The 12,456-nt window shown below is 60.1% G+C and carries 12 protein-coding genes; 4 read left to right on the forward strand and 8 right to left on the reverse strand.

Features of this window, described 5'->3' with window-relative positions:
• Window positions 1–65: 65 nt before the first annotated feature.
• The 3 genes from AC4PS7_RS05465 to gcl all read right to left on the reverse strand — a co-directional run bounded on the left by AC4PS7_RS05465 (window position 66) and on the right by gcl (window position 3,697).
• The gene (locus AC4PS7_RS05465; RefSeq protein ID WP_021492215.1) at window positions 66–956 is read right to left on the reverse strand and encodes a 2-hydroxy-3-oxopropionate reductase; all 891 of its coding nucleotides are present in this window, start codon (window positions 954–956) and stop codon (window positions 66–68) included.
• 172 nt (window positions 957–1,128) lie between these two features.
• Window positions 1,129–1,911 carry a hydroxypyruvate isomerase gene (gene hyi, locus AC4PS7_RS05470; RefSeq protein WP_010211763.1) on the reverse strand — a complete coding sequence of 261 codons (783 nt, stop codon included), beginning with the start codon at window positions 1,909–1,911 and terminating at the stop codon, window positions 1,129–1,131.
• Window positions 1,912–1,921: 10 nt separating this feature from the next.
• A complete protein-coding gene (gcl, locus tag AC4PS7_RS05475; RefSeq protein WP_038453017.1) occupies window positions 1,922–3,697 on the reverse strand; it encodes a glyoxylate carboligase in 1,776 nt (591 codons plus the stop codon).
• Window positions 3,698–3,953: 256 nt separating this feature from the next.
• Between gcl and AC4PS7_RS05480 the strand changes: the two genes are divergently transcribed.
• Window positions 3,954–4,394: a GlcG/HbpS family heme-binding protein gene (locus AC4PS7_RS05480; protein WP_010211758.1), complete on the forward strand. Its 441-nt coding sequence runs from the start codon at window positions 3,954–3,956 to the stop codon at window positions 4,392–4,394.
• Window positions 4,395–4,529: 135 nt separating this feature from the next.
• Here AC4PS7_RS05480 and AC4PS7_RS05485 read toward each other — a convergent pair whose 3' ends face one another.
• Both AC4PS7_RS05485 and AC4PS7_RS05490 read right to left on the reverse strand, forming a co-directional pair.
• A complete protein-coding gene (locus AC4PS7_RS05485; protein ID WP_021492212.1) occupies window positions 4,530–4,988 on the reverse strand; it encodes an REP-associated tyrosine transposase in 459 nt (152 codons plus the stop codon).
• A 148-nt stretch (window positions 4,989–5,136) separates the two neighbouring features.
• Window positions 5,137–5,742 (reverse strand): TetR/AcrR family transcriptional regulator, encoded by a 606-nt coding sequence (locus tag AC4PS7_RS05490; protein ID WP_010211756.1) that lies wholly within the window; start codon window positions 5,740–5,742, stop codon window positions 5,137–5,139.
• Window positions 5,743–5,876: 134 nt separating this feature from the next.
• Between AC4PS7_RS05490 and AC4PS7_RS05495 the strand changes: the two genes are divergently transcribed.
• On the forward strand, window positions 5,877–6,791 hold the full coding sequence (locus AC4PS7_RS05495; protein WP_010211754.1) for a DUF808 domain-containing protein: 915 nt from the start codon (window positions 5,877–5,879) through the stop codon (window positions 6,789–6,791).
• Between the two features lie 50 nt (window positions 6,792–6,841).
• On the opposite strand, the gene AC4PS7_RS05500 is transcribed toward AC4PS7_RS05495, so the two are convergent.
• Together AC4PS7_RS05500 and AC4PS7_RS05505 are read right to left on the reverse strand one after the other, a co-directional pair.
• Window positions 6,842–7,630, reverse strand: a complete 789-nt coding sequence (locus AC4PS7_RS05500; protein WP_010211753.1) for an MlaA family lipoprotein — start codon at window positions 7,628–7,630, stop codon at window positions 6,842–6,844.
• Window positions 7,623–8,921, reverse strand: coding sequence for a serine protein kinase PrkA (locus tag AC4PS7_RS05505; protein WP_010211752.1), 1,299 nt, complete (start codon window positions 8,919–8,921; stop codon window positions 7,623–7,625). The genes AC4PS7_RS05500 and AC4PS7_RS05505 overlap by 8 nt, the downstream gene beginning before the upstream one ends.
• A gap of 235 nt (window positions 8,922–9,156) precedes the next feature.
• On the opposite strand from AC4PS7_RS05505, the gene AC4PS7_RS05510 reads away from it, so the two are divergent.
• Window positions 9,157–9,525 carry a hypothetical protein gene (locus AC4PS7_RS05510; protein WP_069673346.1) on the forward strand — a complete coding sequence of 123 codons (369 nt, stop codon included), beginning with the start codon at window positions 9,157–9,159 and terminating at the stop codon, window positions 9,523–9,525.
• A 65-nt stretch (window positions 9,526–9,590) separates the two neighbouring features.
• Here AC4PS7_RS05510 and AC4PS7_RS05515 read toward each other — a convergent pair whose 3' ends face one another.
• The gene (locus AC4PS7_RS05515) at window positions 9,591–11,144 is read right to left on the reverse strand and encodes a glycoside hydrolase family 17 protein (RefSeq protein ID WP_236267723.1); all 1,554 of its coding nucleotides are present in this window, start codon (window positions 11,142–11,144) and stop codon (window positions 9,591–9,593) included.
• A 332-nt stretch (window positions 11,145–11,476) separates the two neighbouring features.
• Between AC4PS7_RS05515 and AC4PS7_RS05520 the strand changes: the two genes are divergently transcribed.
• Window positions 11,477–12,328 (forward strand): glycine betaine ABC transporter substrate-binding protein, encoded by an 852-nt coding sequence (locus tag AC4PS7_RS05520; protein ID WP_010211747.1) that lies wholly within the window; start codon window positions 11,477–11,479, stop codon window positions 12,326–12,328.
• Window positions 12,329–12,456: the final 128 nt, after the last annotated feature.

Consider the following 12,456-nt stretch of genomic DNA (forward strand, 5'->3'; position numbering starts at 1 on the left):
GACCTCTTTCGCGAGCAAGCTCGCTCCCACACTCGACCGCATTTCAAAGGTGCGGTGAAACGGGGTTATTTATCGCGAATCGAGAAATTCGCCATATGTTCCAGGCCCTTGATCAGCGCCGAGTGGTCCCAGTTACCGCCGCCAATCGCGGTACAGGTGCTGAAGACTTGCTGCGTACCGGCGGTGTTCGGCAGGTTGATCCCCAATTCCTTGGCACCGGCCAGGGCCAGGTTGAGGTCTTTCTGGTGCAGGTTGATACGGAAGCCCGGGTCGAAGGTGCCCTTGATCATGCGCTCGCCATGCACCTCAAGGATTTTCGACGAAGCGAACCCGCCCATCAGCGCTTCACGCACCTTGGCCGGGTCGGCGCCGTTCTTGGAGGCGAACAGCAGCGCTTCGGCCACCGCCTGGATATTCAGCGCCACGATGATCTGGTTGGCGACCTTGGCGGTCTGCCCATCACCATTGCCGCCCACCAGGGTGATGTTCTTGCCCATGGCCTGGAATAGCGGCAGGGCGCGTTCGAAGGTCTGCGGTTCGCCGCCGATCATGATGCTCAGGGTGCCGGCCTTGGCACCGACCTCACCGCCGGACACCGGTGCATCCAGGTACTGCGCGCCGGTTTCGTTGATCTTTGCTGCGAACGCCTTGGTGGCGGTGGGGGAGATCGAGCTCATGTCGATCACGACTTTGTTCGGCGACAGGCCCGCCGCGACACCGTCTTTGCGGAACAGCACGTCGTCGACCTGCGGGGTGTCCGGCACCATCACGATGATGAACTCGGCCTCCTGCGCCACTTGCTGAGGGTTGGCCAAGGCCACGGCGCCCGCGTCGACCAGGGCCTGCGGAGCCTTGCCGTGGTGCTCGGAGAGGAACAGTTGGTGACCTGCTTTCTGCAGGTTGGCGGCCATGGGTTGACCCATGATGCCGGTGCCGATAAATCCGATTTTAGCCATGAGAAAAGCCTCTTGTTATTCGATAGGCAGGCCCAGCTCGGTCTGCCAAACACCGAAGATCTACTGTGGGAGCTGGCTTGCCTGCGATGGCGATCGTTCAGTTACAGACTGATTGCCTGATACACCGCTATCGCAGGCAAGCCAGCTCCCACATTGGTTTGTGTTGTGTCTGTTAGATCGCGTTGTGGGTTTTGAGCCAACCCAAACCGGCTTCGGTGGTGGTCAACGGCTTGTATTCACAGCCGACCCAACCCGTGTAGCCGATGCGGTCCAAATGTTCGAACAGGAAGCGGTAGTTGATCTCGCCGGTGCCCGGCTCGTTGCGCCCTGGGTTATCCGCCAGCTGGATGTGGTTTATCTCACCCAGGTGCGCGGCCATGGTGCGGGCCAGATCGCCTTCCATGATTTGCATGTGGTAGATGTCGTATTGCAGGAACAGGTTGTCGCTGCCCACCTGTTCGCGAATCGACAGGGCTTGCGCCGTGTTGTTCAGATAGAAGCCTGGGATGTCACGGGTGTTGATCGCTTCCATCACCAGCTTGATGCCCACGGCTTGCAGTTTTTCGGCGGCGTACTTGAGGTTGGCGACGAAGGTCTTTTCCAGAATCTCGTCGTCAATGCCTTGTGGCCGGATGCCTGCCAGGCAGTTGATCTGGGTGTTGCCCAGCACTTGGGCGTAGGCGATCGCCAGCTTGACCCCGGCACGAAACTCCTCGACCCGGTCGGGGTGGCACGCCAGGCCGCGTTCGCCCTTGGCCCAGTCGCCGGCCGGCAGGTTGAACAGCACCTGGGTCAGGCCGTGGGCGTCAAGTTGCGCCTTGATTTCGGCAGAGCTGAATTCATAGGGGAACAGGTACTCGACACCTTCGAAGCCCGCATCGGCGGCCGCTTTGAAACGGGCAAGAAAGTCCTGTTCGGTAAACAGCATGGACAGGTTGGCGGCGAAACGCGGCATAAGGTTCTCCTTAATCGAGCAGGGAAATGGCAGTCGGCGCATCGTTGCCGACCAGTGCCAGATCTTCGAATTCGTTGACGGCGTTGATCTCGGTGCCCATGGAAATATTGGTGACGCGCTCCAGAATAATCTCAACGATCACTGGAACCTTGAATTCTTCGATCATCTCCTCGGCGCGACGCAGGGCCGGCGCGATCTGGCTTGGTTCGAATACGCGCAGGGCCTTGCAACCCAGGCCTTCGGCGACGGCGACGTGGTCTACACCATAGCCGTTGAGTTCCGGGGCGTTGAGATTGTCAAAGGACAGCTGCACGCAGTAGTCCATTTCAAACCCGCGCTGGGCCTGGCGGATCAGACCGAGGTAGGAGTTGTTCACCACCACGTGGATGTATGGCAGCTTGAACTGCGCGCCCACGGCCAGTTCTTCGATCATGAACTGGAAGTCATAGTCGCCCGACAGTGCCACCACCTTGCGGCTCGGGTCAGCCTTGACCACGCCGAGCGCGGCGGGAATGGTCCAACCCAACGGGCCGGCCTGGCCGCAGTTGATCCAATGCCGCGGCTTGTACACGTGCAGGAATTGCGCGCCGGCAATTTGCGATAAGCCGATGGTGCTGACGTAGCAGGTGTCTTTGCCGAACACCTGGTTCATTTCTTCGTAAACGCGCTGTGGCTTGACTGGCACGTTGTCGAAGTGAGTCTTGCGGTGCAGGGTGGCTTTGCGTTGCTGGCAGTCGTTCAGCCAGGCGCTGCGGTCCTTCAACTTGCCGGCGGCTTTCCACTCGCGGGCCACTTCAATGAACATCGTCAGGGCGGAGCCGGCGTCGGAGACGATGCCCAGGTCCGGGGTGAAAACGCGGCCGATCTGCGTCGGCTCGATGTCGACGTGAATGAACGTGCGACCCTCGGTGTACACCTCCACCGAGCCGGTGTGGCGGTTGGCCCAGCGGTTACCGATGCCCAGCACCACGTCCGACTTGAGCATTGTCGCGTTGCCATAACGGTGGGACGTCTGCAGACCGACCATGCCGACCATCTGTGGGTGATCGTCCGGAATGGTGCCCCAGCCCATCAGGGTCGGAATCACCGGGATGCCGGTCAGTTCAGCGAATTCAACCAGCAGCTCGCTGGCGTCGGCGTTGATCACGCCCCCACCGCTCACCAGCAGTGGGCGTTCAGCCTTGTCCAGCAGCGCCAGGGCTTTTTCCACCTGCACGCGGGTTGCCAGTGGCTTGGCCAGGGGCAGTGGCTGGTAGGCGTCGATGTCGAATTCGATCTCGGCCATCTGCACGTCGAACGGCAGGTCGATCAGCACGGGGCCCGGGCGGCCGGAGCGCATTTCGTAGAAGGCTTTCTGGAAGGCGTACGGCACTTGGCCGGGTTCGAGGACGGTGGTCGCCCACTTCGTCACCGGCTTGACGATGCTGGTGATGTCCACGGCCTGGAAGTCTTCCTTGTGCATGCGGGCGCGGGGTGCCTGGCCGGTAATGCACAGGATCGGGATTGAGTCGGCCGAGGCGCTGTACAGGCCGGTGACCATGTCAGTGCCCGCCGGGCCCGAGGTGCCGATGCACACGCCGATATTGCCGGCCTTGGTGCGGGTGTAACCCTCGGCCATGTGGGAGGCGCCTTCAACGTGGCGAGCAAGGACGTGATCGATGCCACCCACCTTCTGCAAGGCCGAATACAGCGGGTTGATCGCGGCGCCCGGGATGCCGAAGGCGGTGTCCACACCTTCGCGGCGCATCACCAGGACAGCGGCTTCGATTGCTCTCATTTTGCTCATGATTTTGGTGCCTCTTGCGTTTTGTAATTGTATACAAGTGGTGTCTGGTCAAAGTGTATTAACGGCGAGCGGCGCAGGTCAATGCATTTTATGCACGGGTCTTTACGTTCGTCGGAACAGCTTTTTTCGACGTATGGAGCCTTTGTGCGAAAATATTGTATACAAAATTAAAAGTCATTGTGTTCTATTTGTTTGATCGAGCATCTGATCATTCAGACCTCCACCGCTTTCCCAATAACAAAAGAAGGACGGCACCATGAGCGCTTTAACCTTGAAACTCGCCACCCAACTGGCCAGCCAGGCCCTCAGCGCCGGGCGCACCATCTCAGCCGCACCGCTGACCGTCGCCGTGCTCGACAGCGGCGGCCACCTGGTCACCCTGCAACGCGAAGATGGCGCCAGCCTGCTGCGCCCGCAGATCGCCATCGGCAAGGCCTGGGGCGCGATCGCCCTGGGCAAGGGCTCACGTCTGCTGGCGCTGGACGCGCAACAGCGCCCGGCGTTTATCGCGGCGTTGAATAGCCTGGGACACGGCAGCGTGGTGCCCGCGCCGGGCGGGGTGCTGATTCGGAGTCAGGAGGGCGTGGTGCTGGGGGCGATTGGAATCAGCGGGGATACGTCGGATATTGATGAGCAGTGCGCGATTACGGCGATCGAGGGGGTGGGGTTGATGGCGGATGCGGGGGTGTCGGCCTGATTTTTTGCTGGTCTGTCGGGCCTCATCGCGGGCAAGCCCGCTCCCACACTTGAATGAGTTCACACATTTATATTTGTGAATACGCTCAAATGTGGGAGCGGGCTTGCCCGCGAATGCAGGCGACTCGGTATCCAGTCAAAGCCAAATGGCATCCCAAAGTGGGTAGTCGCCACACTTCTTTACCAGACCCGCCCGCAGAGGGTTGGCCACGATGTACCGGGCGATTCCTTCAAGGCTTTCTTCCCGCCGTACGGCATGGTCATGAAAACCAGGTTGCCATAAGCGTCCTTGACGGCCTGAAACCGCATTCACCATTCGAGTACTTTTAGACTTCACCTGACGCATCAAATCGGCAAGTGAGCCCTTTTCCAATGAGATCAACCAATGGAAATGATCGGGCATCACTACCCAAGCCAAAGAAGTAGCCAGCCCTTGATGCTGGGCGATCCTGAACTGCTGCACGACCAGCCGGCCCAGTTTGAAGTCACTGAATATAGGTATTCGATCAAGGGTATTACTGGTCAGCAAATAGACACGGTTGGGTTCGTCATAGCGACCAATACGCAGGCGATTTGAAGCAGGTTGATCAGGCATTCCTTAGCCTCTCTTCAGATGGAGTTCTGAGAGGCTAGATCAGCTAGTTAATGCCGATCGGCAGGCTTTTGGCAGGATGTGTCTGGGAGGGCGCTTTCGCGAGCAAGCCCGCTCCCACAGGGGGGTGGCAGTGTTCTTGCTATTTATGTCAGTCCGGCTCACACCCCTTGAGCACCAGTCTGATAATCGTTTGCGCCGCCGCCTCATAATCCGCCTCATCCAGCTTGGCCTTCCCGGTTACCGCCGAGATCTGCCAATCAAAATCCGCATAGGTCTGCGTCGCCGCCCAGATGCTGAACATCAAGTGATTGGGGTCAATCGGCGCAATCAGGCCACGATCCACCCAGCTTTGGATGCACGCGATATTGTGCTTGGCCTGGGCGTTGAGCTGCTCGACCTGATCCGCACTGAGGTGCGGCGCGCCGTGCATGATTTCACTGGCGAACACTTTGGAGGCGAAGGGCAGGTCGCGGGAGATGCGGATCTTGGAACGGATGTAGTTGCTCAGGACCACCGAGGGCTCGCCATCCGGATTGAACGGCGTGGAAGCAGCCAGGATCGGCTCGATAATGCTTTCGAGCACCTCGCGGTAGAGGTTGTCCTTGGACTTGAAGTAGTAATAGACGTTGGGCTTGGGCAGCCCGGCCTTGGCGGCGATGTCGCTGGTTTTGGTCGCGGCGAAGCCCTTGTCGGCAAACTCCTCGCTGGCCGCCCGCAGGATTTTTTCTTTGTTGCGCTCGCGAATGGTGCTCATGAACCAGAGGTTTCCTTGCCAGTACAGGCGGTTGCGCATGGTAGCACCGGCCATCCGCGCGCCTCAACAATGTGCCCATAAAGCGTTGCGCCGCGCTATGCTCGGTCCATCCCTCTCTTATGGAAGCCCGATTCATGGCAGGAAGCAGTTTGTTGGTGTTGATCGACGATATCGCCGCAGTACTCGATGACGTTGCCCTGATGACGAAAATGGCGGCGAAAAAGACCGCCGGCGTGCTGGGTGATGACTTGGCGCTCAATGCCCAACAGGTCTCTGGGGTGCGCGCCGAGCGGGAAATTCCCGTGGTGTGGGCGGTGGCCAAGGGCTCCTTCGTCAACAAGTTGATCCTGGTGCCCACCGCCTTGTTGATCAGTGCGTTTGCGCCTTGGGCGGTGACGCCGCTGCTGATGCTTGGCGGGGCCTACCTGTGTTTCGAAGGTTTCGAGAAACTCGCGCACAAGTTCCTACACAGCAAGGTCGAAGACCACGCCGAACATGCGCAATTGGTCAAGGCTGTGGCCGATCCGGCCATCGACCTGGTGGCCTTTGAAAAGGACAAGATCAAAGGCGCCATTCGCACTGATTTCATCCTTTCGGCCGAGATCATCGCCATTACCCTCGGCACCGTGGCCGATGCGCCATTGACGCAGCAGGTGATCGTGCTGTCCGGTATCGCCATCGTCATGACCGTGGGCGTCTACGGGCTGGTGGCCGGTATCGTCAAGCTGGATGACCTGGGCCTGTGGCTCACCCAGAAGCCTGGCCAGGCGGCGCGCAGTATCGGTGGCGCTATCCTGCGCGCGGCGCCTTACATGATGAAGAGCCTGTCGGTGATCGGTACGGCGGCGATGTTCCTGGTGGGTGGCGGGATCCTTACCCACGGCTTGCCGGTGGTGCATCACTGGATCGAGACGGTCAGCCAGAGTGCTGGCGGGGTGGCGTGGTTGGTGCCGACGTTGCTCAATGGCGTGGCGGGGATCATCGCCGGCGCGGTGGTGCTGGCGGTGGTCAGCGGGGTGGGCAAGCTCTGGAACACCGCGAAGGCTTGATCGCGCAATAAAAAAAGGCCATTCAATCGAATGGCCTTTTTTGTGGGCGTTTACTCGGCAATCTGCAACTTGCGTGATTCCGTATAGATGTACCGCACCTTCTCATACTCGAACGGCGAGTTCATCTGGCCATACCGAAAGCTGGTCTGGTAACGCTTGTCTACCGCACGCAACGCCCAGATTTCCGGGTGGTTGGAACTGACTTCCGACACGTTGAGGAAGTTGATCTGGGTTTCCGCGCCGTAGTCGACGATCAGGCCGCCGGTATCGCGCAGGTTCGACGGGCCAAAGATCGGTAGCACCAGGTACGCACCGCCTGGCACGCCGTAGAACCCCAAGGTCTGGCCAAAGTCTTCGCTCTGGCGTGGCAGGCCCATGGCGGTAGCCGGGTCCCACAGGCCGGCGATGCCGATGGTGGTGTTGACCAGCAGGCGGCCGGTGGTTTCCAGGGAGCGATGGCCTTTAAGCTGCAGCAGGCTGTTCAACAGGTTGGGCACATCGCCCAGGTTGTTGAAGAAGTTGCTCACGCCGGTACGCAGGAAGCTGGGGGTCACGTAGGTGTAGCCGTTGACCACCGGCAGGAACACCCATTGGTCGAAGCGGTAGTTGAAGTGGTACACGCGACGGTTCCACGATTCCAGCGGGTCATACACGTTGAGTGCAGTGAGCGACGAACGCTCGAACTCACGCTGATCCAGGCCCGGGTTGAACTTGAGTTTGGTCAGCGGTTCCTTGAACCCATCGGCGTCGACATTGACCGGCTCATGGGCCTTGCTGTTGTCGGCATTGGCCACGCCTGCGCACATCAAGGCGGCAAGCAGCAAAAGATATTTAGCCACGGAAGAACTCCAGCATGGCGTCGGCGTTGACGCGGTAATTGAGGTTGCCGCAATGGCCGCCCAGCGGGTAGACGGTCAAGCGATCGCCGAAGGTTTTACGCAGGAAGCCGAGGTCGCCTGGGCCAAGAATCACGTCGTCGGCGTTGTGCATCACGGCGATCTTCGGGTTGGTGTGCAGGTAGTCCTTGAGGGCGTACAGGCTGACTTGGTCAACCAGTTGCAACAGGCTGCCGCCGTCGGAGCGGGCGCGCCACATCGGAATCACTTGTTCGGTGAGGTAGCAATCGAAGTCGCACTGCAGCGCACGCTTGAGGAACGGCGTCAGGCTGGTGCCTTCGGTGATCGGGTACTTCGGCGGGATGATCAGGCCGCGGCGGTTGATCAGGTCCGAAGTGAAGGCGATGTCGGCCGCCGAGAAGCGGAACGAGGTACCGATCAGCATGGCCATTTGTTCGTTGGTCAGGTGCTGCTTGGATTGCTGGAAGTCGTAGAGCAGGGCATCGTTCAGGTCGATGTAGCCCTTTTGCTGGAAGTAGCGGGTCAGCTTGCTCAGCACCAATTCATAGAAGGTGGTGGTGTTGTTGATCCCTTTCACCTCGGTCTGCACCAGCTTGTCGAGGTTGGTGATCGAGGTGTAGAGGTTGACCGGCGGGTTGAGCAGCAAGACTTTCTTGAAGTTGAAGCTGCGGCGGGTCTCGTCGAGCTTGCTGACGAACGCCGCATCCAGCGCGCCGAGGCTGTAGCCGGTGAGGTAGAAGTCGGTCACCGGCAGCGAAGCGTTCTGCGCACGCACGGCTTGCATCACGCGGTACATGTCTTCGGCGTCTTCCTGGGTGATACCCGGGGTGGCGAAGCGCGAGGCGGCGCTGATGAAGTCGAAGCTGGTGGGCGACGACAGTTGCACCACGTGGTAGCCGGCTTGGTAATACAGCTTTTTAAGGTATTCGTTGATGCTGCTGTCAAACCGCGCACCGGTGCCCGCGATCAGGAAGATCAACGGCGCGGCGCGATCCTGTTTGGCGATGCGGTAGGTGAGTTTCTTCACCGCCCAGAAGTTGTCCGGCAGGCTGAACTCGCGCTCGGGGCGCATGTTCAGGGTGTAGTCGGACTGGTTGATCTCGTCATCGCTCGGCAATTTCGGCCGAAGGTCAGGCGGGGTAGTGGCGATGGTCGCTTCGAACGGATTCGTCAAAGGGAAGCCATAGGTGGCCTGGTCGATATCGACGGCCAGTGCTGACGCACTCAAAAAAAGGCTGCCCAGCAAGGCAGCGCAGCGCAAGGAACGGAGCATGACTTAATCCCTAGGAGGAAACGTACTTAATGAAGTTCGCAGGCTATGACCGCCGTCCACTCGCCGAAGTGCCATCACGCGGCACGAAATGTCGGAAAAAAGGCGGAATCGGGGTAATAGTAGCCAGACGATACACGTTGACACGTATAGGTAAAAATTAATTGTGTGTATGCGCCTTGCCAACGGCCTCTGGCGCATTAAGCTGAGCGCCGTTTTTGCCTATTGGAGTGCCCCAATGTCCCATCGTTTTCCGTTGATACTGCTGCTTATTGCCCTGCCGCTGTGGCTGGCCGCCAGTTATGGCGCACGCTACGGCTTTATGGAAGATGGCCAGTGGGTGGGGATCTGCGCGGATGAGGCCAGCCGCTGGGAATGCCAGCTGCGTTCAAACCTGGGGTTGATGATTCACTTCAAGGTGTTGGGCTGGGCGGCGTTGATCACGTCGCTGCTGGCGTTTTTCGTGCCGGGGCGGGCGGGGTGGGGGTTGGCGGTGCTGGGGATGGTGTTCGGCCTGCCGGCGCTGGCGTTGTACAACACCACGTTTGCGGTGTTTGCGGTGGTGATTGCGGGGTTGCGGTTGGTCAGGAAGCCTCGGGCTGCTTGATAGAACCTCTTCGCAGGCAAGTCGAAGCGGCGGTTCGACGCTTCGACTTGCTCGCGAAAGCGGTCTTAAGCCTCGCGCACCCGCAGGCAACGCCACAAGGCTGCAACCATGAGCAGGCTGACCATGGCCCAGCCCCACGCCTGCTGGTTCAGCAAGCCTTCACGGTACAGTTGTGGCGCAACGCCAGCGCCGATGATAAAGGCCAGCAGCGCAATCTCCCGACGCGGTCCCGTCACCGGTCGCACCAGGTACACCAAGGCTGGCAGCAGCAGCGCCGCGCTTGGGAAGCTGCGATAGCGCGGATCAAACACCAACGTCAGCATCATCACCGCACCCGCGAACCCGGCAATCGCCACCAGCCAGCCTGCGCGCTGCTCCAGCCAGTCGAATGCCCGCTCACGCCAACCTTCCCGTGCGCTCAACGCCAATGCCGCGTGAGCCAGCACCAGCAGGTTCAACACCAGCAGCAACCCCGCCCACACCCATTCATCATTAAAGCGCGCCGTCACGCGGGTCAGCTCGGCCCAGGTGCCGATGGAGCAAGCCGCCACCGCACCCAACAGCGGCAGGGCAATAGCGGCACGCGGGCTGCGTATACGCCCCCCCAGCACCAGAGTGCCCAACAGGATAATCCCGCCGACGCCCAGCCATAGCGGCCAGTACGGCACGTTGGTCACCGCCCCGGCGAGGATGCCCTTGTCCTGGCGATCCGCATCGAACAGGCCCCAGTAACCGCCCACGGCGCCTTCGCTCGCACGTTTCCAGGGTTGGTCAAAGGCTTCAATCAGGTTGTAGTGCCAGCCATTCGCCTCAGCCATGGCTACAAAACCGCGCATGAACTTGGCCTCATTGACCCGGCTCGGTACGGCGGTCTCGCGCTGGCGGCCTTCGCTTGGCCAGCCGGTTTCACCGATCAAGATGTCCTTGGGTGCAAACTTGTTGCCGAAGGTCTGGCGCACATCGCCCACGTGCTTGAGGGCCTGATCGATGCCCGATGGATCATCTTCCCAGTACGGCAACAGGTGGATAGTGAGGAAATCCACCGCCGGGGCGATTTCCGGGTGTTGCAGCCAGAACTCCCACACATCCGCGTAGGTCACCGGCTGCTTGATCTGGCTTTTGACGGTCTTGATCAGCTTCACCAGCTGTGCGGCGGTGACTTCCTTGCGCAGCAGCGCTTCGTTGCCGACGATCACGGCGGTGACCACATCCGGGTGGGCGTTGGCCGAGGCGATCAGTTCGTCGATTTCCTTTGCGGTCGCTACCGGGTCGCTGCTCACCCAGGCCCCGGCCATCACCTTCAGTCCATGCTTGCGCGCCATGTCCGGCAAGGCTTCCAGGCCGGTCATGGAATAGGTGCGAATGCACTCGAAGCGGGTGGCAAGCAGGGCAAGGTCGGCGTCCATGCGTTCGGGGCGCAGGGCGAACGGCTGGTCGAACGGCGATTGATCCTTATCGAACGGGGTATAGGACGCGCACTGCATCTTGTGCGTGGCGCTGGCGACATCGGGCAGCACGACGGGCCGGCCGAGGCCATACCAATAAGCAAAGAGGGCCAGCAGGCCGAGGATCAAGGCGAAGCAATAGGGCAGGGCAGGGAAGCGGGCAGTCGCAGGCATGGTCGGCTTATCTGGAGGAGCAAAGGCGCGCATCTTACCCGGATTTTCCCCTTCTCAGTGGGGATGCATAATTTTGACATGCAAAGTTCAGGCGGGATTTTGACGCAGGGTCCTACAAAACATCCTACTGGCGATGTGATGTCGTTCCTTGCTTGCAGGATGTCGTTGACAGAGCAGGTCGAACACCCGGGCAGGTTGATGATCGAGGTGTCAGTACTCCGCTGACGGCGCACTACCGTGATCGATGCGCGTGAAGGGGGCGCGGTGCACCACATAACAACAGGTTGACGTCGCTCGGCATTCGCCGGGCGCAGCACTTTCGGGGAAGTACTATGAAGATGCGACGACTCTTGGGCGCAGCTGCCACTCTGGTAGTTGCGATGAGCTCCACACTGGCCAGCGCCGACAGCAAGACCCTGAGCATCGGCTATGTGGATGGCTGGTCCGACAGCGTGGCCACCACCCACGTGGCGGCAGAAGTGATCAAGTCCAAGCTCGGTTATGACGTGAAACTGCAAGCCGTCGCCACCGGGATCATGTGGCAGGGCGTGGCCACCGGTAAGCTCGACGCCATGCTCTCCGCCTGGCTGCCCGTCACCCACGGCGAGTACTGGGCCAAGAACAAGGACAAGGTGGTCGACTACGGCCCCAACTTCAAAGACGCGAAGATCGGCCTGATCGTGCCGGAGTACGTCAAGGCCAAGTCCATCGAAGACCTCAAGACCGACACCACCTTCAAGAACAAAATCGTCGGTATCGACGCCGGTTCGGGCGTGATGCTCAAGACCGACGAAGCCATCAAGCAGTACGGCCTCGATTACAAACTGCAAGCCAGTTCGGGCGCGGCAATGATCGCCGAGTTGACCCGTGCCGAAGACAAACAGGAGTCCATTGCGGTCACCGGTTGGGTGCCACACTGGATGTTCGCCAAGTGGAAACTGCGTTTCCTGGACGATCCAAAAGGAATTTATGGCGCTGCTGAAACCGTCAACAGCATCGGCAGCAAAGGCCTGGAGAAGAAAGCGCCGGAAGTCGCGGCCTTCCTGAAGAAATTCCAGTGGGCCTCCAAGGACGAAATCGGCGAAGTGATGCTGGCGATTCAAGAAGGCGCCAAGCCTGATGCCGCGGCCAAGGACTGGGTTGCCAAGCACCCTGAGCGTGTCGCCGAATGGGTCGGTAAGTAGAACCCCAGTTACAACCCTGTGGGAGGGGGCTTGCCCCCGATGGCGATGGTCCAGTCAGAGTGTTTTTGACTGACGCTCCGCCATCGGGGGCAAGCCCCCCTCCCACATTAATTTCACGCCTCGCAAAT

The sequence above is a fragment of the Pseudomonas sp. DW-iso3 genome (assembly GCF_058725305.1).